The 20,308-nt window shown below is 59.3% G+C and carries 19 protein-coding genes and 5 pseudogenes; 10 read left to right on the forward strand and 14 right to left on the reverse strand.

Translation table 11 applies throughout. From position 1 onward, the window contains the following. Window positions 1-35 precede the first annotated feature (35 nt). Window positions 36-857, forward strand: a complete 822-nt coding sequence (locus JTY93_RS14020) for an AraC family transcriptional regulator (protein ID WP_205477068.1) — start codon at window positions 36-38, stop codon at window positions 855-857. Window position 858: 1 nt separating this feature from the next. Here JTY93_RS14020 and JTY93_RS14025 read toward each other — a convergent pair whose 3' ends face one another. Then, window positions 859-1,446, reverse strand: a complete 588-nt coding sequence (locus JTY93_RS14025; RefSeq protein WP_169997791.1) for a LysE family translocator — start codon at window positions 1,444-1,446, stop codon at window positions 859-861. Window positions 1,447-1,542: 96 nt separating this feature from the next. Beyond that, window positions 1,543-2,139, reverse strand: coding sequence for an NUDIX hydrolase (locus JTY93_RS14030; protein ID WP_205477069.1), 597 nt, complete (start codon window positions 2,137-2,139; stop codon window positions 1,543-1,545). 183 nt (window positions 2,140-2,322) lie between these two features. Between JTY93_RS14030 and JTY93_RS14035 the strand changes: the two genes are divergently transcribed. Both JTY93_RS14035 and JTY93_RS14040 read left to right on the forward strand, forming a co-directional pair. Beyond that, entirely contained in the window at window positions 2,323-3,492 is a 1,170-nt protein-coding gene (locus JTY93_RS14035; RefSeq protein ID WP_205477070.1) for a GGDEF domain-containing protein, read from the forward strand. Window positions 3,493-3,566: 74 nt separating this feature from the next. Then, window positions 3,567-4,452: pseudogene (locus JTY93_RS14040) on the forward strand (alpha/beta hydrolase). A gap of 202 nt (window positions 4,453-4,654) precedes the next feature. Here the strand turns inward: JTY93_RS14040 and JTY93_RS14045 are convergent. Continuing rightward, on the reverse strand, window positions 4,655-4,867 hold the full coding sequence (locus JTY93_RS14045; protein ID WP_205477072.1) for a PLD nuclease N-terminal domain-containing protein: 213 nt from the start codon (window positions 4,865-4,867) through the stop codon (window positions 4,655-4,657). Between the two features lie 269 nt (window positions 4,868-5,136). Beyond that, window positions 5,137-5,346 (reverse strand): DUF3079 domain-containing protein, encoded by a 210-nt coding sequence (locus JTY93_RS14050; RefSeq protein WP_205477073.1) that lies wholly within the window; start codon window positions 5,344-5,346, stop codon window positions 5,137-5,139. A 176-nt stretch (window positions 5,347-5,522) separates the two neighbouring features. Between JTY93_RS14050 and JTY93_RS14055 the strand changes: the two genes are divergently transcribed. The 4 genes and pseudogenes from JTY93_RS14055 (at window position 5,523) to narL (ending at window position 7,120) form a co-directional block, all read left to right on the forward strand. Then, the gene (locus JTY93_RS14055; protein WP_205477074.1) at window positions 5,523-6,053 is read left to right on the forward strand and encodes an iron transporter; all 531 of its coding nucleotides are present in this window, start codon (window positions 5,523-5,525) and stop codon (window positions 6,051-6,053) included. Beyond that, a pseudogene (locus JTY93_RS14060) lies at window positions 6,054-6,230 on the forward strand (cupredoxin domain-containing protein); the annotation flags it as partial. Beyond that, window positions 6,225-6,476 (forward strand): annotated as a pseudogene (locus JTY93_RS14065) (ATP-binding protein); the annotation flags it as partial. The pseudogenes JTY93_RS14060 and JTY93_RS14065, both read left to right, overlap by 6 nt. Next, complete coding sequence (gene narL, locus JTY93_RS14070; RefSeq protein WP_029291304.1) at window positions 6,473-7,120, forward strand: two-component system response regulator NarL; 648 nt, start codon at window positions 6,473-6,475, stop codon at window positions 7,118-7,120. The pseudogene JTY93_RS14065 and the gene narL, both read left to right, overlap by 4 nt. Before the next feature lie 267 nt (window positions 7,121-7,387). Here narL and JTY93_RS14075 read toward each other — a convergent pair. Further along, window positions 7,388-8,255: pseudogene (locus JTY93_RS14075) on the reverse strand (DMT family transporter). Window positions 8,256-8,362: 107 nt separating this feature from the next. Here JTY93_RS14075 and JTY93_RS14080 point away from each other — a divergent pair. Genes JTY93_RS14080 through JTY93_RS14090 form a run of 3 tightly spaced genes read left to right on the forward strand, consistent with a single transcriptional unit; the run spans window position 8,363 to window position 11,176 of the window. Beyond that, entirely contained in the window at window positions 8,363-9,250 is an 888-nt protein-coding gene (locus JTY93_RS14080) for a LysR family transcriptional regulator (protein WP_205480124.1), read from the forward strand. 47 nt (window positions 9,251-9,297) lie between these two features. Then, complete coding sequence (locus tag JTY93_RS14085) at window positions 9,298-9,978, forward strand: Crp/Fnr family transcriptional regulator (RefSeq protein WP_205480122.1); 681 nt, start codon at window positions 9,298-9,300, stop codon at window positions 9,976-9,978. A gap of 49 nt (window positions 9,979-10,027) precedes the next feature. Beyond that, window positions 10,028-11,176, forward strand: coding sequence for a MalY/PatB family protein (locus tag JTY93_RS14090; RefSeq protein WP_205480120.1), 1,149 nt, complete (start codon window positions 10,028-10,030; stop codon window positions 11,174-11,176). A 19-nt stretch (window positions 11,177-11,195) separates the two neighbouring features. On the opposite strand, the gene JTY93_RS14095 is transcribed toward JTY93_RS14090, so the two are convergent. The 9 genes and pseudogenes from JTY93_RS14095 to JTY93_RS14135 all read right to left on the reverse strand — a co-directional run bounded on the left by JTY93_RS14095 (window position 11,196) and on the right by JTY93_RS14135 (window position 20,259). Next, entirely contained in the window at window positions 11,196-11,411 is a 216-nt protein-coding gene (locus JTY93_RS14095) for a TOBE domain-containing protein (protein ID WP_003173733.1), read from the reverse strand. Between the two features lie 166 nt (window positions 11,412-11,577). Continuing rightward, a complete protein-coding gene (locus JTY93_RS14100) occupies window positions 11,578-13,968 on the reverse strand; it encodes a TonB-dependent receptor (protein ID WP_205480110.1) in 2,391 nt (796 codons plus the stop codon). A 257-nt stretch (window positions 13,969-14,225) separates the two neighbouring features. Beyond that, window positions 14,226-15,161, reverse strand: coding sequence for a FecR domain-containing protein (locus tag JTY93_RS14105; protein WP_205480107.1), 936 nt, complete (start codon window positions 15,159-15,161; stop codon window positions 14,226-14,228). Continuing rightward, window positions 15,158-15,676: a sigma-70 family RNA polymerase sigma factor gene (locus tag JTY93_RS14110; protein WP_205480105.1), complete on the reverse strand. Its 519-nt coding sequence runs from the start codon at window positions 15,674-15,676 to the stop codon at window positions 15,158-15,160. The genes JTY93_RS14105 and JTY93_RS14110 overlap by 4 nt, the downstream gene beginning before the upstream one ends. Window positions 15,677-15,805: 129 nt before the next feature. Next, complete coding sequence (locus tag JTY93_RS14115) at window positions 15,806-16,339, reverse strand: cytochrome b (RefSeq protein ID WP_205480103.1); 534 nt, start codon at window positions 16,337-16,339, stop codon at window positions 15,806-15,808. 60 nt (window positions 16,340-16,399) lie between these two features. Then, window positions 16,400-17,512, reverse strand: coding sequence for an L-dopachrome tautomerase-related protein (locus tag JTY93_RS14120; protein WP_205480101.1), 1,113 nt, complete (start codon window positions 17,510-17,512; stop codon window positions 16,400-16,402). Window positions 17,513-18,131: 619 nt separating this feature from the next. Next, window positions 18,132-18,269: pseudogene (locus tag JTY93_RS14125) on the reverse strand (AAA family ATPase); the annotation flags it as partial. Window positions 18,270-18,413: 144 nt separating this feature from the next. After that, window positions 18,414-19,010, reverse strand: coding sequence for a M10 family metallopeptidase C-terminal domain-containing protein (locus JTY93_RS14130; RefSeq protein ID WP_240344634.1), 597 nt, complete (start codon window positions 19,008-19,010; stop codon window positions 18,414-18,416). A 98-nt stretch (window positions 19,011-19,108) separates the two neighbouring features. After that, a protein-coding gene (locus JTY93_RS14135) for an IS3 family transposase (protein WP_102063847.1) occupies window positions 19,109-20,259 on the reverse strand; the annotation gives its coding sequence in 2 pieces (ribosomal slippage) (window positions 19,109-20,016 and window positions 20,016-20,259; 1,152 coding nt in all). Window positions 20,260-20,308: the final 49 nt, after the last annotated feature.

A 20,308-nucleotide genomic window follows, 5' to 3' on the forward strand; every position in this document is an offset into this window, starting at 1 on the left:
TCGAGGCCCTACAAGGCCCATTGGAGATTGCCATCATGTCGCTGCCCGACCTGGCCGCCCCGCGCTTCTGGCGTGATGCCAGCCTGCCGTTTATCGAAGCGCGTACCATCGATGATGGGCGCAAGGTCTGTTATACCCGGCATGCCCACGACCATTTCTCGATTGGCGCGATCACCGCCGGGCAGAGCCTGTATATCCATGGCGCAGACACCTTCCATATCCACGCCGGCACCGTGGTGCTGATGAACCCCGGCGACGTGCACGCCTGCAACCCTATCGACGACCAGCCCTGGTCGTATCACATGCTCTACATTGACACGCCCTGGCTGACCGACCTGCAACACCAGTTGGGGTTTGCCAGCGAGTTGGACTTTCGCCGTTTCAGCACCACCCATACCGATGATCCGCAGCTGTTTGCCGGCCTGCTCGAACTGTACGCCGTGCTGATCGACGAACAGGCCGAACACCTGCATAAACACAGCGCCGTGGTGAGTTTTTTCAGTGACGTGCAATTGCGCCTGAACCCTGCGGCAACCGTGGTACGGGAGGTCAATCACAAGCTGGAGCGCGCCGCCGAGTACATCCGCGAACAGTGCACCGAGGCGCTGAAGCTCGAAGATATTTGCCAGGCCGCGCAATTGTCGCCGTCGTACCTGATCCGCGCATTCAAGCAGTATTACGGCATGACGCCCCATGCCTTCCTGGTCAACCAGCGGATCCAGTTTGCCCGCCAGCAACTGCGCAGCGGCCAGTTGATCGCCGATGTGGCACTGGCCGCAGGGTTTGCCGACCAGGCGCATTTCCAGCGCACGTTCAAGCAGCACCTGGCAGCCACACCGGGGCAATATCGCGGCTGAATCAGCCCAGCAACAGGTACGCCACACTGATCACCAGCAACAGCGCCATGGCCCGGTTGAACAGGCGCATGCCCCGCGCATTGCTCAGGTAACGCCGAAAAAACGTGCCCACATACGACCAACACGCCACCGACAAATAGCAAATCACCAGGTACACCGCCGCCAGTTGCCAGACCCGCGTGGCTTCGCCGTCGGCCGCAAACAGGCCCATACCGGCGACACATGCCAGCCAGGCCTTGGGGTTGAGCCACTGCATGACCGCGCCATACAGCATCGACGGCGCAACGGCCGCATCTTGTGCATTCAACCGGCCGTCATCGATCGCCAGCTTGTAGGCCATGTACAGCAGGAATACGACCCCGCCCCACTGGATGCCCTGGGTCAGGACCGGCCAGCGCATCAGTAATTCGTGCAAGCCCAGGCCGATCAACACCAGCAACAACGTGAACCCCAGCGCCGCGCCCGCCACGTGTTTCTGGCTGGCCACAAAACCAAAGCGCGCCCCCGAGCCGAGGGCGACGATATTGACGGGGCCGGGGGTGATAGAGGTCGCCAGGGCGAAGGCGGCCATGGACATGATCAAACTCATTGCACTTCCTTTTTGTAATCACAGGGGGACAGGGCCTGTACGCTACGTTCCTGTAGCCCATGGGTATTGAAGAAAATGCCCCTGTAGGAACCGCTCCTACATTCCAGCCAGGGCTGCCTTGAGCAACCGCAGCTCCAGGTATTGCAGGAGCATGATGGTCTTGCCGTCGACAATCTCACCGCGCGCAACCATGGCGATAGCCTCGTCGAAGCCCAGCTCCAGCACGTCGATATCCTCGCCTTCCTCCGCCAGCCCACCGCCCTCGCTCACGCGGTCGCCGGGTTGATACTCACCGATAAAGAAATGAATGCGTTCGGTCACCGATCCGGGGCTCATGAACGCCGAGTAGATTTTTTCGATAGGGCCGATGCGGTAGCCAGTCTCTTCCTCGGTTTCCAGACGGATACGTTCCTCGGGGCTGGCGTTGTCCAGCAGGCCTGCCGCGGTTTCGATCAGGTAGCCATCATGGCCATTGACGAAAGTCGGCATACGGAACTGGCGAATCAGCAACACCGTGCGCTGCAAGGTGTTGTACAGCAGGATGGTCGCTCCGTTGCCACGGTCATACACCTCCCGCGTCTGAGCTTGCCAACTGCCATCGCGGCGACGCAGGTCAAAGCGGTACTTTTTCAGCAGGTACCAGTTGTCCGAGAGCAGCTCTTCGGAAGTGATGCGTACGGGGCTGTTGTCCATGGCAGGTCCTTTTGGTCGCAGGGGGCGCAGCATGTCGGGGACGTCTGGCTAGCGTCAAGCTGTCCTTAGGCCAGCATTGATAGGCATTATCCGGCTACAATTGCGCCCTTTCTGCACCGGATGACCGCTTTGGCGGGTGTCTGACGGGGTTATCTCGACAGTGCATCTTGCGGGGTCAAGGACATGATGCTGCACATACCGACGCTCTTGATGGTCGCGGTCTTCGTTTTCTGCCTGATGGGCCTGCTTACCGTCCACGCCTGGCATCGCGTGCGGGAGCCTACCCTGGGCTATCTGGGGGTGATGCTATTGCTGGCGTCCCTCGGTACTGCATTGATCGTGGTGCGCGGCGTGGGCATGGATTTTGTCGCGCTGGTGCTGGGCAATGTGGTGCTGTTGCTCAGTGCCGCCATGAACTGGACAGCCATGCGCCTGTTCGTCCACGGCAAGCCACACCTGCCGGGTATCCTCGCAGGCCCCGCGCTGTGGCTGTTGATGTGCCTGGTGCCGCAATTCTATGGCTCGATGTCCAGCCGGGTAACCCTGTACTCGCTGGTGGCCGCCAGCTACGGCGTGCTGTCGGCGTTGGAGTTGTGGCGCCATCGCCGACAGCTGGAAGTGGCCTATCTGCCAGCAATGGTGTTGATGCTCTTTCATACGACGTTTTACTGCGTGCGCGCCGTGGTCGATCCAGGTATGCAGGTCAAGAACCCGAACGCAGTGATGCACGACGGAGTGCAGCTGTTTTCGTTCATGTTGTTCGAATCGATGCTGTACGCGATCGGCATCGCCTACGTCACCCTGGCGATGGTCAAGGAGCGCGCTGAACTCAACTTCAAGGCTGCCGCATTCAGCGATGTGTTGACCGGCATTGGCAATCGCCGGGCGTTCATGCTGCACGGAGAGCAACTGCTTGCTGACAGTCAGCGACGCGGCAAGCCGGTGACATTGCTGCTGTGTGACCTCGACTACTTCAAGCGTCTTAACGACAGTTTCGGTCACCCCATGGGCGACCAAGCGTTGATTGCCTTTAGCCAACTGACCTCGTCGATCTTGCGCAAGCATGATCTGTTTGCGCGCATCGGCGGCGAAGAGTTTGCCTGTCTGCTGGCCGATACCGATGAACGAGGCGCCGTGCAGGTGGCCGAACGTATCCGCCAGCGGTTCGCCGAGCTGGACCTGCTGGCCCCGGGTTTCCTCAGTGTGAGTATCGGGGTGGTGACCAGCACCGCCGCGTGCCACGACCTGTCGCGGCTGCTGTCCCAGGCGGACCAGGCGCTGTATCGCGCCAAGGATCAGGGGCGCAACCGCGTACAAACGGCCTGTAACACTTTGCAAGCAATCGCCCCCTGACGGCGGTCTGAATATTCCCTTCACTGGCAAGGCATCTGGTAAAAAACCTGCTTTGCTCCTGTCCTGGAACCTCCATGTCCTCACGTTTTCTCTCACGCTTGCGTCTACGCTGGCTGCCCCTCCTGTGCATGGCGCTACTGATCCTCGGCCTGCCGGTGGGGTGCAATGTGTTGCAGCACAAGGAGCGAGAGCTGGTGTTTCGTATCGAGCCCGGCACGGCCAGTTGGTATCGCGGCCTGCCCAGGGATGTGCAGGAGTTCGAGCTCAAGCCGGCCAGCTTCAAGTCCGGGCAGAGCCTGCATGGCTGGTGGTGGCCGGCGGCGAAAAAGGACGCGCCGGCGATCCTCTACCTGCACGGCGTGCGCTGGAACCTTACCGGCCAACTGTTTCGCATCGAGCAATTGCATGCCCAGGGCTACTCGGTGCTGGCCATCGACTATCGAGGGTTTGGCCAAAGCCGGGGCGACCTGCCATCAGAGTCCAGTGTCTACGAAGATGCGCGGGTGGCCTGGGAGCGCTTCCAACTGCTGCAACCCGACCCGAACAAGCGCCTGATCTACGGCCACTCCCTGGGCGGCGCCGTGGCCATCGACCTGGCCGCCGAACTGGGCCAGCAGGCCGCCGCCGAACAACGGCCCCCCACCGGTGCGTGGCCTGGTGATCGAGTCCACCTTTACCTCCCTGGCCGATGTCGCGGCGGCGGTGGCCAACACCTCGCTGCCGGTGCGTTGGTTGCTGTCACAGAAGTTTGACTCCATCGACAAGATCGCCGATATCCACATGCCCTTGCTGGTGGTGCATGGCCTGGATGACCGCTACGTGCCACCGCGTTTCAGCCAACAATTGTTTGATGCCGCGCAAGAACCCAAGCACTTGCTCTTGGTACCGGGGGCCAGTCACAACAACAGCCTGAGCCTGGGCGGCCGCAGCTATCGCCAGGCACTCCAGGGTTTGCTGTAGAGCGCTGAATCCGGCACCGGTTGGAGCGACGCGTGTCAAGCGCAAGCCGCGCGCCAAAAGGCTTGCAAAGGTTCCTGATCAAATATTGATCGCAGGTCGAATCGCCAGTGCTGCCGGGGCCACGCAAGGTTATCCACAGAGATACCCACGGTTTTCGTGGACAACTCTTTTTGCATTTAAACGGTTTTTTTACGCTGATGGCTCACCGGATCACGCCCGCCTTTTCCTTGGCAATCGCCTTGGGCCCGGTGACCGCCCACAGAATCATGCCCAGCAGCGGCACAAAGACAATCACCACAACCCACAGCATTTTGGTTTCGGCTCGGCTGTCACTGCGCAGTACACATTTGATCGCCCACAACTCCACCAACACCAACAGCGTGGCCAAAATCATCCAGACGTATTCGATTTGCATGGTTCACCTCCTGAGGTCATACACCTTAGGGCCAGGGGTGAACGCGAGGGTTCAGAAAAAATACCAAAGGCTGCTCAGACCCGTGGCGAGAGCGCTTGTTGTGGCGAGGGGCTTGTCCCTCGCTGGGCTGCGCAGCAGCCCCAAAACCTGCACCCTCGGTTTAACTGACACACCTCGGTGGTGCTATTGGGGCTGCTGCGCAGCCCAGCAGGGGACAAGCCCCCTCGCCACAAACCGCCCCTCAACCACAACAAGCCCACTTCCCACAGTCAGCTAGCTTCTGGCAGCTTGTCTGTGGCAATCGGTAACTCAATCCCCCAATCCCCATGCAGGTACCAATCCTCACCAATCATTTCAGCCGGATGCATGGTGCGGTCGGCACCGTTGCCGCAGGCCAGTGAAGTAGTCGCACAGTAACGATCACAGCCCCAGCAGATACGTTCGGGGTGTTTGGGGTTTAGCGGGAATGGCTTGGCCATGAGCAGGCTCCACGGCAGTGGGCGGTGATTTGATCCTAAGGCCGCCGCCCGCCCACAGCCTTGACCAACGTCAAGAATGGTTGCGGGTATAGCCCTGGAAACTTGACAGGAATCATTATTATTTACAGCAAAGCTTTCTAGACTCGAACTCTCATTTGCCCTGCCAGGAAGCACCCATGCGTATCCCCTTCACGCTGTCACTGGCCCTGCTGTTGTCGACTGGCGCGGCCGTCGCCAAAGAGTACCCGATCGGCGAGCCACAAATGTGCCCCGGCCTGGAAGTCGGCGCGGTCTATCTGCAACCGATCGAGATGGCTCCTCCGGGCATGATGCGCGCCACCGCCGATTCGGATGTGCATCTGGAGGCCGATATCCGCGCCACCGCCGACAATCAACAGGGCTTCCAGGAAGGCAGTTTCGTGCCCTACCTCCACGTATCGTTCCGCCTGCAGAAGCAAGGCAGTGCGAGCCCGATCAGCGGTGATTTCCACGCCATGGTGGCCAACGACGGGCCGCACTACGGCGATAACGTCAAGCTGCTGGGCCCTGGCAAGTACCAGCTGACTTTCAGCGTGATGCCACCCAGCGGCCATGGCTCACTGGGCCGGCATACCGACAAGGAAACCGGAGTCGCACCCTGGTTCGAGCGTTGCGAGGTGCACTACGAATTCGTCTACGCCGGGATTGGCAAGAAAGGCGGCTACTGAATGCGCCGCGCCCTCGCCTTTTTCACCCTGCTGGCCGGTGGCGCGGCCCTGGCAGCGCCCTTGCCGACCTATGAGTTGACCCTGCAGGATGGCCACTTCAACCCGGCGCAGCTCAAGGTGCCGGCCGGCCAGCGCTTCAAGATCGTGTTGAAAAACATCGGCCAAGGCCCGGCCGAGAACGCCTGGCTGCAACTGCGCCAGCACGGCGAAACCGTGAGTTTGAGCATTGAAGACGACGGCCGCGGCTTCAGCGAGCCGGTGGACCAACGCGAACACCACGGCCTGACCATCATGGACGAGCGCGCCCGCAGCCTGCACGGCCAACTGGATATTTCGGCCCGCGAGCCCCAAGGCACGCGGGTACATTTGCTGTTTCGCCCGGAATTCCTCGGGCAGTCTTTACAACAAGGTAGCCTGTCATGAACACCCCACACCGCCACGGTATCCTGCTCGTCGACGACCACCCGATGATGCGCCACGGCATGCGCCAGATGCTCGAACTGGAAGATGACCTGCACGTGGTGGGCGAAGCCGGCAATGGTGAGGAAGCCCTGGGGCTGATCGAATCGTTGCAACCGGACCTGGTGTTGCTGGACAACAACATGCCGCAAATGAACGGCCTGGAAACCCTGCGCCGCCTGCGCGCCATGGCCTATGGCGGCAAGGTCTTGCTGTTTACCGTGTCCGACGCCGAAGACGACATCCGCGACGCCCTGCGCCTGGATGCCAACGGTTATTTGCTCAAGGACATGGAGCCGGAACTGCTGATCCAGTACATCCGCGATGCCCTGCACGGCGCCCTGGTGATCAGCCCAGGCCTGACGCGCGTGCTGGCCCAGGCCCTGCGCTCACCCCAGCCCCACGCCGCGGTTGAACTAACCGAGCGCGAGCGGCAGGTGTTGAAGACCATCGCCGGGGGTTACAGCAATAAGGTGATCGGGCACAAGCTGGGGATTACCGAGGGCACGGTGAAGGTGCATGTGAAGAACCTGCTGCACAAGCTGGGGTTGCGCTCGCGGGTGGAGGCTGCGGTGTGGGCGATGGAGCATTTACGCCAGGCTGGGTAGGGTTTGATTGTGTATTACCTGTGGCGAGCGGGCTTGCCCCGCGCTGGGCGGCGAAGCCGCCCTAAACCCGGCTATCGCGGTTTATCTGAAGAAACGCGGCGGGCTTATTGGGGCTGCTTCGCAGCCCAGCGCGAGGGCAAGCCCGCTCGCCACAACAGCCCTATCTGCCTGGATTAAGGCGTTGCAGCAAAATTGTGTAGATACCTATGGTGATCGCTGGCAAGTCAGCTTCTACAGGGGAATGCAGCTGCGCGCTCTGGCGTTGCATTAGCGCACTTTCACCGTCAACGCCCCCACACTCGCCAAAACAATAACCGTCCCCACGATCACCATCACCGAAGGCCGCTGCGCCAATATCACCCATGCCATCAGCATCGCCACCGGCGGTATGAGATAAAGCGCAATCGCTGCCCGACTGACCTGGCTATGCGTCAGTACATAAGCCCAGGCCAGGTATGCCAGCGCACTGGGAAAGATGCCGAGCACCAGCACTGCCAGGTTCACCGAGACCGAAGCCTGGGCCAACTCCCCCGGCAATCCTGGCAGATACACCAGCAGCAACGCCGTACCTGACCAGAGGGTGAAACACACCATTGTCAGTCCGTCATAGCGCTGTGAGTAACGCTTTTGCAGGGCGAAATACAGGCTCCAGGACGCCGCCGCCAGCAGGATCAACACCCCATGCCCATCCAGCTCGCCCCAGCCGCGATCCCCTACCGCCACCACCCCCGGCGCCGAACAGCCCGCCGAGCACGCAGCACCATTGCCAGGCGCTGATCCGCTCCCTGAACAGCGTGCTGGCAAGTAACGCACTGAACAATGGTGTGGATTGCGCCAGGACGCTGGCAGCGCCGGCACTCACACCGCGCTGGCCGTAATTGAGGGCGATGTGGTGCAGCGTCACTGCAAACAATCCCAGCACCGCAAACAAAGGCAAATCCCGCAGTCGGGGCCGGGAAATACCTTTTATCCAGGCCACACCGGCCATGAATACGGAGGCGATCAAAAACCGCAGCAACGCCAGGTTATCGGGCGCATAAGCCTGCAAAGCGATATGGATGCCGACAGGCGAATACGCCCAGCAGAGGATGACGAAGAGGGTCGCCAGGACAACTTTTGCGTGGGGCATGAGCATTCTCAAGGACGTGGCAGCACACAGGCGCGGCCTGGCAAAAGTATGAGAAAACCCAAGCCCTGAAAAAAGTGACTTAAACTGAGCCCACTCTTCACTTCAGGTGAACCATGGAACTGTCCCAACTGCGTATGTTCAAGACGGTCTACGAACTGGGCAGCATTGCCCGCGCAGCCGCAAAGCTGCATTGCGTGCCGTCCAATATCACAGCAAGGCTCAAGTCCCTGGAGCAGGAGCTCGGGGTCGCGCTGTTCCTGCGCGAAGGCCGGGGCCTGCGGATCAGCCCCGCCGGCGAAGTGTTTATCGAATACGCGACGAAAATCCTCGACCTGACCGAAGCCTCCCGGCGTGCCGTCGCCCCCGGTGGTGCGCCCCATGGGCGGCTGCGCATCGGCGCTATCGAGTCCAGTGCAACCGGGCGCTTGCCACAGTTGCTGGCGCGCTATCACGCGCTGTATCCCCAAGTGTCGTTGGCGTTGAGCACCGGCACCTGGTCGCAGTTGCTCGATGATATCCAGCACCATCGGCTGGATGCGGCGATTGTCGCCGTGGATGTGCAACGCCCTGGGCTGGAAAGCACGCTGCTGTATAGCGAAGACCTGGTGCTGATCGCTCCCAAGTCCCTGGGGCCGGTGCGCGCTGTGACGGACTTGCAGGGCCTGACCCTGTTTATGTGGCCGACCGGCTGCCCGTATCGCCTGGCACTGGAGCAGTGGTTGTCACGCCACGGCCAAGTCGCGTCAATCGTCAGCATCGCCAGCTACGGTACGATTATCGGCTGTGTCAGCGCCGGCAGCGGCGCCGCGCTGGTACCACGGGGGATCTACGAGCAATATCGTCAGGGCGCCAACTGGCAAGGCCATGAGTTCGCGGAACTGACACGCATCGACAACCGGTTTTACTGGCATGCCAACACAGGCTGCCATCCGGCCCGGGATGCATTTTCGGCACTGCTGCGCGATCACTGCCTCCTCGGGTCTACCTCCAACGAGGCATAGGCCCGGCAAGCCTTGCGCCCTACCATGGGGGGGAGCGGAGGTACGCCATGCTGACCCACCCATCCATCGTTTTAACCCTGCGCCGGCATCATCTGTTCAGCCCATTGCCGGAAAAAATCTTCCAGGACGTCTGCACCCTGGCCAATCTCAAACGCCTGCCCGGGCACATGACCTTGATGCATCAGGGCGATCCTGCCGAGCGGTTTTTCCTGTTGGTCAGTGGCCAGATCAAGTTGCACCGGGTCACCGGTGAAGGCCAGGAGCATCTGGTGGAAGTCATTCGCCCTGGCCAGACCTTTGCCGAAGCCCTGCTGTTCAGCCAGGCCAAGGCCTACCCGGTGAGTGCCACGGCGCTCAAGGACAGCGTGCTGGTAAGCATCGAGGGCCATCATTACCGCAAGGCCCTGGAGGACCAGCCGCAGATCTGCCTGGCAATCCTCGGCACCATGAGCCTCCACCTGCATCAACGTCTCAAGGACATCGATACCCTGAGCCTGGCCAATGCCAGTCGCCGGGTCATCAACTTCCTGGTCCAGGAGCGCGATCAGGCAAGCGGCGATGTGGTGCTGCAGGTGCCCAAGCGTCTGGTGGCCTCCAAACTGGGGATTCAGCCGGAGACGTTTTCGCGGATTCTGCATCGGCTGGTAGACGCCGGCCTGATCGAGGTGCAACGGCGCACGATCCGCATCCTGTGCGAGGAGCAATTGATGACCTATCAGGCCGGCTGACTTAGAATCGACGCCATTGTTCGCCCGCCTTCCTGACACGAGCGCCCCCATGAGCTTTGATTTCGACACGATTTACCCTCGCCTCGGCACCGGCAGCACCAAGTGGAGCCGCTACCCCGAAGACGTCTTGCCCATGTGGATTGCCGACATGGACATCGCCGCCCCGCCGGCGATTCTCAAAGCCCTGCACGCGCGCCTGGACCAGCAGATGCTCGGCTACAGCGTCGCCCGCCCAGCAGTGCGCGAGGCGATTATCAACGACCTGTGGCACAAATACGCCTGGCGGGTACAGCCCGATGAGTTGCTGTTCCTGCCGGGTGTCGAGCCGGGCTTCAACATGGCCTTGCATGCCTTTGTCCAACCGGGCCAGTCGGTGGTTTTGCAAACTCCCAACTACGCGCCGCTGCGCCATGCGGCGGGCAACTGGAACCTGCCGAAGATCGAAGTGCCCTTCGAACTGAGCGATCAGGGCGAATACCTCACCCCCCTGCCCGCCTTGCGCCAGGCCTTGAAAGGTGCCGGCGCGCTGCTGTTGAGCAACCCCCACAACCCCCTGGGCAAGGTATTTGCCCGCGAGGAATTGCTGGCCGTGGCCAACGCCTGCCTGGATACAGGTGCGCTGATTGTCTCCGATGAAATCCACGCCGAGCTGTGCTTCGACGGGCGCCGGCATATCCCTACCGCCTCGTTGAGTGCAGAGATCGCGCGACGCACCATCACCCTGATGTCGGCCAGCAAGGCCTACAACGTCGCTGGTCTGAAGACCTGCTTTGCCATCGTCCAGGATCCGCTCATCCGCGAACGCTTCAACAAGGCGCGCTGCGGCATGGTCGATAGCGTCAGCCCGTTGGGCCTGGAAGCCACTTGGGCGGCGTATAGCCAATGTGGGGAATGGTTGGAGGCGTTGGTCACGTACCTGCAAGGCAACCGCGACTACCTGCTGGATGCCGTGCAAAAACGCCTGCCGGGCGTGGTCATGCATGCGCCTCAAGGTACCTACCTGGCCTGGCTGGATTGCAGCGCCCTGGGCCTGGAAGACCCACAGCGGTTTTTCCTCGAGCAGGCCAAGGTAGGCTTGAGTGCGGGCGTAGAGTTTGGCGACGACAGCCAACAGTTCGTACGCTTGAACTTTGGCTGCCCGCGGGCGTTGCTCGAAGAAGGTATTTCACGCCTGGAACGCAGCCTGCAAAACCTGTAGGCGCGGCCCTGGCGGCTGATCAGAGCTTGGCGATGGACACCTCTGTGGATTTGACGAAGGCAATCACTTCGCTGCCCACTTTCAACTCCAGATCACGCACCGAACGGGTGGTGATCACCGAGGTGACAATCCCGGACGCGGTTTGCACGTCGATCTCGGATACCACTTCGCCAAGCAGGATTTCCTTGATCACGCCCTTGAACTGGTTGCGCACGTTGATCGCTTTGATGGTCATGTCGGTTTTCCTTTCACTGTTGGGTCAATCCGCACGAATGCGCAGGCCTTCAAAAATGCGCCATTCACACCACCAACAAAAAGGAATAAATAACTATTTATTTATTCCATATAGACATATGCAAGGCCCTGTAGGAGCCGGTTTGCCGGCTCCTACATGGGTTTGGTCAAAAACCTACTGTTGCCGACACCAGCCAGGTACGCGGCGTAGACAGGGTCAGGCCGGGCGCGCTGTCGCTGGAGGTGGCGGCCGACGCCCAGTAGGTCGTGTTCAGTACGTTCTCCACAGTCGCACGCAGGGTCACTGGGTTTTCCTTGACCTTGAAGGTGTAGCGCGCCCCCAGGTCGTAGCGTTCCCAATTGTCGATCTTCTGCTGGTTGGCCGCGTCCAGGTACTGCGCGCCGGTATGGATCGCGCGGGCGGTCAGGGTCAGGCCTTGCAGGCGTGGGATATCCCATTCGGCACCCAGGTTGACGTTGGCCACTGGTGCACCGGTGCCGCGCTTGCCGTCGGTCAGGCCCTGGGCGGTCTTGGTCTGTTCGCTGTCGAGCAGCATCACCCCGCCGAGCAGGCGCACGCCGGCCAGGGGTTCGCCAAACACGTTCAGTTCCACGCCCTGGTTGCGCAATTGGCCATTGGGTTTGAAGAAGCCCTGGTTGTCGATGCCATAGGCCGGCTGTTTGATCTGGAACACACTGGCGGTCATGCCAAAGCTGCCCATGTCGTACTTGGCGCCAACCTCCACCTGCTTGCTCTTGGTCGGTGGGAAGATCGCGTTTTCATTGCGCACCCCGCTCGACGGCGCAGTCTCGCCCTGGCTCAGGCCTTCCATGTAGTTGGTGTACAGGGACAGTTGATCGGTGACTTTCACCACCAGGCCCAGGGCCGGCGAGGTCGCTTGTTCGTCGTACTCCGGCTGATCCTTGATGCCATTGCTCCAGGACGTGACCTGGACCTTTTGCAGGCGTGCCCCCAGGGTCAGCAGTACCCGTTCATCGAAGAAGGCCAGGGTGTCGGCCAGGGCCAGGCTGGTGAAGCGGTTTTCGGTGTGGGTGCTGGTGTCCCAGCGCACCGCCTGGCCTGGACGGGGCAACACCACCGGGTTGTAGAGGTTGCTCCTGCCGGGGGTATAGCGCTCGCCGGCATTGTCGAAATCCATGTTGAACTGGTTGAGGCTGACATTGAGCGTGTGCCCTACAGGGCCGGTATTGAACCAACTGCGCGCGCCCACAGTGGCGGTCTTGACGTCTTCGTCGCGGCGGAAGCTGCGCGGCACTACCGTGAAGTCGCCATTGCTCTGGGTCGCCTGCACGCCGTGGCGCAGGAAGTCGTAGTTGCCTTTGCGCGCACCGGCGGCGGCGTAGACCATCAGTGAATCGCTGAGATCAAACTCGCCACGCACGGCGCCAAAGGTGTCCTTGGTATGGGAGTACGTCCAGGACTGGGCGAAATTGTCGCGAATGTCGCGGGCCTTGGGCATTACGCTGCCCCTGGCGACTTCTACGCGCTCCTGGGGCGCGTCGGCGGTGCGTTCCTGGCGCCCGAGGTCGAGGGACAGGCGCACCCGCTCCTTGCGAAAGTCGAGGCCGATCACGGTCATTTCGCGGTCGACCTCCTGGTGATCCCATTCGGTGTCGCCGGATTGCTTCACGCCATTGAAACGCACGCCAAACTGCTGCTCGTCGCCAAACCGCCGACCGATGTCCACCGCGCCACCGAACTGCCCGGCCGAGGCATAGCTGCCGGTGAACTCGGTAAGCGGTGCATCGGCAGCGCGCTTGGGCTCGATATTGATCCCACCACCGATACTGCCCCGCGGCGCTATACCACCGAGCAAGGCGCCGGGGCCCTTGAGGATATCGACGCGCTCGACCATTTCCATGTCGATGGCGTAGGTCGGCAGCACGCCGTAGAGGCCGCCGTAGGACACATCGCTGTTGAACAGGCTGAAACCCCGCACCGAAAACTGCTCGAAACGCCCGCCAGCGGGGTTGGTGATGCGCACCGAAGGGTCGCTGGCAACCATTTCGCCGAGGGTCCGCGCCTGCAGGTTCTTCACCGCCTTGGCGGTGTAGGACGTTAGGTTGAATGGGGTCTCCATAAAGTCGTTATCGCCCAACAGGCCCTGGGCGCCTTGGCGTGTCACTTGGTCACCGGCGTAGGTTTGGGCGACAGGCGTGTTTGCGGCCCCCAGAATCGAGGTGGCTGGCAACTGATAAACACCGCCCTGTGGCGCGGGGATCAAGGTGTAGGCGCGCTCACCCACCGCTCGCAATTGCAGGTCCGAGCCTTGCAGCAGGCGTGCGAAGCCTTCCTCGACGGCAAACTCACCCGAGATACCGGCGCTCTGGCGGCCGCTGACCAGGGCCGGGTCCACCGACAGATTGACCCCGGCCAGCCCGGCAAAGCGGGTCAAGGCGCCGCCCAGGCTGCCGGCGGGCACCTGGTAACTGCGCCGGGCCGCGTCCTCGGCCCAGCTCACAGGAATAAACAATGGGCTGGCACTCAGGCTCAGGACCAGACTCAGGCGCAGTAGCGATGGCGGGACGACGGGCATTAAAAGGCTCTCTGTTTTCGTTCACTTGCCTTGGATGACAGGCGAGCCGAAAAAAAGGGACACGTTCTACCAAAACTTGTGGAATACCCTGTAGGAGCGAGCTTGTCTCCGGGCGGCGTTCCGACGAAAAACTCGCAGTCACCGGGTTCATCCAGGAAACACGCGTTATCGTTGGCGTTTTTCGTCGGAACGCCGCCCGGAGACAAGCTCGCTCCTACAGAGGGCAATGTTGAGCCCGCCCCCACAGTGAAGCGCAGTCAGGTCAGGGTTTTGCGCGGTGCCAGCGTGACCCAATAACGCGTGCGAAACTGCACCTGCAATCGATGGGTGGTGGCCAGCAGGCTGAGGATGCGGTCGGTGTCGTCCAGGCGGAAACTGCCGGTGACGCGCAAGGCTTCCAGGCTCGGGTCCCAGCGCAGGACACCCGGGCGATAGCGATCAAGCTCGCGCAGGAAGTCGCCCAACCCCTGGTTCTGCGCCGTCAGAACTCCATCGCGCCAGCCCAATTGCAGCGCGTCAAACGGAACCGGCGCCCCCAGTCCCGAGGCCTGCAGGCGTAGTTGTTGCCCGTCGTGTACCAGGGCGCTACGCCCAGATCCATCTTGTACGTGCACCTGGCCCTTGAGCACCGACACCAGACACCCGTGCGCCAACTGACGCACACAGACCTCGGCCTGGCTGGCGATAACCTGGCCATAACGGGTATGTACCGTCAACGCCGCCGCGCCAGGCACACTCAACGCCATCTCCCCATCGACCAGGGTCAGGCGCCGCCGCGCGAGGTCCACATCCACCGCGCTGGCCGTGTTCAGTTGCAGGGCGCTGCCATCGGCCAGCGGCACGCGTTTGCGCTCGCCGGTGGCGGTGTGCAGGTCGGCACGCCACACGTCGAGGGGTAACTGGCGACTGAGCAGCCATGCCGCCGGCACCAGCGCCGCCACGCCCAGGGCGCGCTTGAGCACGGCACGTCGCCCCGCTTGCGGGCGGTCGAGGCTGGCCATGGCCAGGGAAGATGGCAATTGCGCAAAACGCTGACGCAACAACTGCGCTTTTTGCCAGACCTGTTCGTGCTGGGGATGACTGTCGCGCCATTGCTGCAAGTCCGCATAGTCGCGCTCGCCGGCTGTGCCCGACTCCAGCAGCGCCAACCACTGCGCCGCTGCCCGCGCCACATCCGCAGAGGTACGGCTCACAGGTCCACCAGCAGGCAATGCTCATAGGCCTGGGCCATATAGCGCTTGACCGTACGCTGCGAGACCTTGAGACGCTCGGCAATCTCACGGTAGCCCAGGCCTTCGAGCTGACTCCAGAGAAACGCCCGGCGTACCACCGGCGCCAGGCCGTCGAGCAATTCATCCAGGGCTTGCAGGGTTTCCAAAAGCAGCCAGCGCTGCTCCGGCGATGGCACGCACTCTTCAGGCAAGCGCGCCAGGGCATTCAGATAGGCCTGCTCCAGGCTGCGGCGCTGATGGAAGTTGACCAGCAGACGCTTGCCCACCGTCACCAGATAGGCTCGTGGTTCCTGCAATTGCGCGACCGGCTGGGCGCTGGCCAGCACCCGCAGGAACGTATCCTGACTCAGGTCGGCGGCATCCCAGGCATTGCCCAGGCGCCGCCGCAGCCAGCTTTCCAGCCAACTGCGATGGTCGCGGTACAAGGTGCTCAGGCTGGGCTCGGCGGTGGTCGTTGGCGATACAACATCATTCATGGCAAGCGAACCCTGGGCAGCGCGAGTGAGTCTCAAATGAGATTCATTCTATTTAATATCCCTGCGCTGCACCATGTTCTTTTTGCCGGGTAGACCGCCGGCCCTCCTCGAGGCTTTTGCCTAACCCCGTTAGTCGATCATGCGTCGCAGCACTTGTGATTCACCACGCCGGTAATGCAGGACCACCGCACCGATATGACCTAGGACCAATACCGCCATCGTCCAGCCCAGCAAACTATGGAACTCACTGCCCAAGTCAATCATCCACTGTATTTTTTCACCTTCAAACCCGTCCATCACCGGTAAACCAAAAGCGGAAAACGCCCGGCCGGAACCGTACTGGCGCAACAAACCAACCAAAGGAATTAGAAACATAAGTGCATAGAGTGCCTTGTGCCCTATATACGCAACGAGATTCAGGCTTTTCGGGCGAAATTTATAGCTTCGCAAGCTCCACCCCGTACGCAAGACAATTAGAGCAAACAGTATAAGCCCCACTGGTTTGTGATAAGGCCAAAGGAGTTTATCCAATGCAGAGTCCGACGATAAATAATGCGCCGTGGCCGAGCAATAAATCCATAAAAACAACAGCGCCATCAACCAGTGCAACCCTCGACTGATTGCATCGTAGCGACGACGACTGACAGTATTGACTTCAGACATTTTAGTTTCCTACTCCTGCATTTTTTTGCCAAGAAACACTTACCCGACGAGACAGCTTCATCAGGGTAATTTCACCTTGTAGAGCCGGTAAGGATAAACCGTCGCATCTTTGCCACCGCTCCAATAGGGAGCCCTTTGGTATTGCGCGGCCGTTACATACATATAACCATCACTGCCCATACCTAGAGAATCTGGCCATATAAGACGAGAATCCTGGACCAGTGTATGCAGCCCCCCGCCAGGTGCCTGGTACTTAATACTGTAATCCAAAGAGGACGTGAGATAGATATTGTTTTGTGCATCAGCTATCAACCCATGGCTGACCGTCGTTTCTCCTTGGTCCTCGACTTTGGAAGCCAATTCAGTGCCATCCAGTCGAGTATCGGCTAAATAGCGAGTCTCGATTCGATAGAGGTTAAGCTTATTAATGGGTTTAAAATAAAGGTAGCGATTATCTTTGGTCAGCGCGATGCCATTAACATCAGATTTGAATGGAGCGCCCTTGAGGTCGCGCATTTGCTGACCCTCATAGCTGAGAACCAACCCTGGTTCTGCCTGGGTTGCAATGCTATTACTTAATACGCTGCGAGATATGCCCGTGCTCAAGTCGAGTACAACAATGGCTTTCAGGCCTGGATCTGAAAGATACGCCAGATTTTTTTCGATATCGACGTTCACATCATTCAAACTCGAAAGTCGCTTATCAAGTGTCTTAAAATCATACTCCGCCTCAACCTTATTTGTTTTAAGGTTAATTTTTACCAGTTTGAAATATCCCTGCGCACTTTGCTTGGAATCACGTTCGGCGACCAGTACGCTCGCGGGTTTTGAGTCAAGTACCCAAAGGTTATCGTGGCCATCAACATGCAATGCCTGCGCATTGACGAAGCGCTTTCGCTCATCGCCAGCGCTCGCATTCCAAGTGACATTCGGATAAGGCACCAACTTCCCATCAACCACCTCTGCAACAGAATATTTATAGTCTTCGGTTCGATTGGGGAAAGATGTAAAGATACGATTATCGGAGGACACACCCAGCCCAACAGCTCTTAACCTGCCAAAGTCAGCCACTGCAACAAGTTTTTTACTATGATAAGTCTCTGCACCAGACGCAGCACTCGCAAGAGGACTCAATATCGCCAGCAACAGGCAAGCAAATATTTTTACATTCATTACATCACCCTTAATGACTCACTAGGCGCAAAAATGGAAAACCAACTCCACCCCAAGTTATAGGCACGCGCACTTTACACGTAAAAATATTGTTATTTATCTAGACTAACGACTGGAGACCCGCAAGACTTTCATTGGTCCCTCGCGCTGACTTGCAACGGGTCGGCAATGACACGCAGCACCTGCTTGGCCTGACTCCTAGACCAAGACTGATAGTACTGAAACGTCTATCGCACTAACACCCGACAGCGCAGCAAACAGTTTCTCCATAAAATTGAAAATCAGACGCCATAGTGACTAGAGGCTGGGTAAAGCGCAAAAAACATGGGAACGGGCAAGCCCGCCCCCGCACTCGAGAAATCCCATCATCGGCATTGCCAAGGCGCCGACGCAGCCGGTTTTCCAGCCAAATGCGTTGGTCGCGGTGCAAGGCGCTCAGGCTGGGTTCGGCGGTGGTCGTTGGCGATACAACATCAGTCATGGCCAGCGAACCCTAGGCAGCGCGAGCGGCTCTCAAATGAGATTAATTCCATTAAATATCCCGCGCTGTACCCTATTCTTTTACCGGGTAGACAGGCGGAGCACCTACTGCCCATCGGGCAACACCGGCTTGCCCAGCTCACGCCTGGACGATATTGCCGCTGAGATTGAGCAAGCTCCCGGTCTGCAATGGGTTGTCGTGGCAGTAGCGATACGCCACGCGAAAAACGGTTTGTTCATTGCGCTCGTAGAGGTCCGGCATGTTCTGCTCGAACAACGGTGAACTGGTCCCGCTGCTTGAGTAAGAAAAATGCCCGTAGCTTGCGATAAGGGCACTTTCTTTAACCGATCAGCAGTTTGCCGGATGCTCAGACAGTCTGGCTCTACATCGACAATGGCTCAAAAAGCCCAACAGCCTGCTTCAACTAAGTTTCTCGCCTGCTTGGGGACTGACGCCAATAATGTCCGCCTGCTTGATCGGGCGCGTGCTTTTTACAAGAAAATCGGTGCACCGATTACCGGTAAGATCCACTGCAACAAAATATCGACCTGTTTGCTTGTTGAGCCTCACGACGGTATCGCCGATACGCCCTGTAAAGGCCTCCACCCATCGCAATGTTGTATTCGAACGCTTCGCCATTGCGCGCAGGTCAATTTTGTCCCTGCCACTCACAAAGTCCATGATCAGATCTGAACTCTGGAGAGTCGAATCGCTCGCGTTGTCGTAGGCGAACGTGTTGCGCCCTCCTATACCCCATAAATTATCCCCCCCACCTCCGCCCTTCAGGACGTTATCCGCCGAGTTGCCAATGAGGAGGTCATTGCCGAAACCGCCGATGGCATTTTCAATAATCACATCCCTATCTATCGTCACATTGCGGGTCTGGCCGCCAACGCTGGAGGCGGTGCCTGGCCGCAGGTCTATGGTCTGGTTATGTCTGAATCCCGAAAAATCGAACGTGTCATTGCCAGACTGGTCGCGCACAGAGAACCATGGGGCTTTACTGTAGGCACCCAAACTTGTATTGGAGTCGCCAGTATTGGAGTTGAAGCCATAGACAGTATCGTCACTAACAGGCTTGGGTTTAGGCGGCTCAGTGAATCGCCCCGGATTCTCTAGACACCTTGCAAGCTCATTGCGTAACGCTTTTCAAACTCTACCGGTGACAGCTGATTGTTGAAACCATGGCGGCGTTTTACGTTGTAGAACATCTCGATGTAATCAAACACATCACTCCGAGCATCTTCCCGCGTGGTGTAGATTTTTCGCTTGATCCGTTCCCGTTTCAGAAGCTGGAAAAAGCTCTCGGCCACGGCGTTGTCATGACAGTTGCCTCGGCGACTCATGCTGGCAACCAAATTGTTTGCCTTCAAAAAGCTGCGCCAATCGGAGCTGCTGTACTGGCTGCCTTGGTCGGAATGAACCATCACCTCTTGCTTCGGTTTACGCCTCCAAACCGCCATCAACAACGCATCAATAGCCAAATCACTGGTCATCTGCGACTTCATTGACCAGCCAACGACCTGCCGAGAAAACAGATCCAGTACCACCGCCAAATACAACCAGCCTTCATACGTACGAATGTACGTGATGTCGGTTACCCAAACCTTGTTGGGTTCCACAACATCGAACTGGCGCTTCAGCAAATTGGGTGAGACGACCGCTGGCTTACCGCCGTACTTTCCAGGGCGGCGTCGATAACCTGTCTGAGAACGCAGACCTTCAAGACGCATCAGCCTCGCCACACGATGACGACCACAATCCTCACCGACCTCGCGCAGATCGTCGTGGATTTTGCGATAGCCATAAACGCCACCGCTCTCCAACCAGGAATGCTTGATCAAACCCAGCAGTCGCTGGTCGTCTTTGGCGCGTACAGATTGCGGCTCAGACAGCCAGGCGTAATAACCGCTGGGATGGACTTTCAGCGTCAGGCAAAGCCGTCGAATCGAATAGTCGCCCGCGCGCTGCTTGATAAAGGCGTACTTCAGCCGCACTCCTTGGCAAAGTACGCGGCGGCCTTTTTTAATATGTCTCGCTCTTCAGTGACGCGCTTGAGTTCCGCTCGCAGACGACGTAGCTCAGCGTGCTGATCATCATCCTGCTGCCGTTCTTCTTGAGGTTTGCTGTAGCGCTTTATCCAGGCATAGAGGCTATGCGTCGACACGCCGAGACGGGCGGCTACCTCAGCGACAGGCAGCTTCTTTTCGGTCACTTGATTGACTGCTTGGATTTTGAATTCTTCGGGATAACGCGGGTTGCTCATGGCACCTCCTGATTGGCCTCATTTTAAGGCATGGAGGTGTCTACGAAAC

Source organism: Pseudomonas hygromyciniae (assembly GCF_016925675.1).
In the GTDB taxonomy this organism is placed as follows: Bacteria; Pseudomonadota; Gammaproteobacteria; order Pseudomonadales; family Pseudomonadaceae; genus Aquipseudomonas; species Aquipseudomonas hygromyciniae.

Excerpts from the sequence above, each read along its gene's own strand:
- JTY93_RS14020 (WP_205477068.1), top strand. The coding sequence starts at position 36 with ATGTCGCTGCCCGACCTGGCCGCCCCGCGCTTCTGGCGTGATGCCAGC.
- JTY93_RS14025 (WP_169997791.1), bottom strand. The coding sequence starts at position 1,446 with ATGAGTTTGATCATGTCCATGGCCGCCTTCGCCCTGGCGACCTCTATC.
- JTY93_RS14030 (WP_205477069.1), bottom strand. The coding sequence starts at position 2,139 with ATGGACAACAGCCCCGTACGCATCACTTCCGAAGAGCTGCTCTCGGAC.
- JTY93_RS14035 (WP_205477070.1), top strand. The coding sequence starts at position 2,323 with ATGATGCTGCACATACCGACGCTCTTGATGGTCGCGGTCTTCGTTTTC.
- JTY93_RS14045 (WP_205477072.1), bottom strand. The coding sequence starts at position 4,867 with ATGCAAATCGAATACGTCTGGATGATTTTGGCCACGCTGTTGGTGTTG.
- JTY93_RS14050 (WP_205477073.1), bottom strand. The coding sequence starts at position 5,346 with ATGGCCAAGCCATTCCCGCTAAACCCCAAACACCCCGAACGTATCTGC.
- JTY93_RS14055 (WP_205477074.1), top strand. The coding sequence starts at position 5,523 with ATGCGTATCCCCTTCACGCTGTCACTGGCCCTGCTGTTGTCGACTGGC.
- narL (WP_029291304.1), top strand. The coding sequence starts at position 6,473 with ATGAACACCCCACACCGCCACGGTATCCTGCTCGTCGACGACCACCCG.
- JTY93_RS14080 (WP_205480124.1), top strand. The coding sequence starts at position 8,363 with ATGGAACTGTCCCAACTGCGTATGTTCAAGACGGTCTACGAACTGGGC.
- JTY93_RS14085 (WP_205480122.1), top strand. The coding sequence starts at position 9,298 with ATGCTGACCCACCCATCCATCGTTTTAACCCTGCGCCGGCATCATCTG.
- JTY93_RS14090 (WP_205480120.1), top strand. The coding sequence starts at position 10,028 with ATGAGCTTTGATTTCGACACGATTTACCCTCGCCTCGGCACCGGCAGC.
- JTY93_RS14095 (WP_003173733.1), bottom strand. The coding sequence starts at position 11,411 with ATGACCATCAAAGCGATCAACGTGCGCAACCAGTTCAAGGGCGTGATC.
- JTY93_RS14100 (WP_205480110.1), bottom strand. The coding sequence starts at position 13,968 with ATGCCCGTCGTCCCGCCATCGCTACTGCGCCTGAGTCTGGTCCTGAGC.
- JTY93_RS14110 (WP_205480105.1), bottom strand. The coding sequence starts at position 15,676 with ATGAATGATGTTGTATCGCCAACGACCACCGCCGAGCCCAGCCTGAGC.
- JTY93_RS14115 (WP_205480103.1), bottom strand. The coding sequence starts at position 16,339 with ATGTCTGAAGTCAATACTGTCAGTCGTCGTCGCTACGATGCAATCAGT.
- JTY93_RS14120 (WP_205480101.1), bottom strand. The coding sequence starts at position 17,512 with ATGAATGTAAAAATATTTGCTTGCCTGTTGCTGGCGATATTGAGTCCT.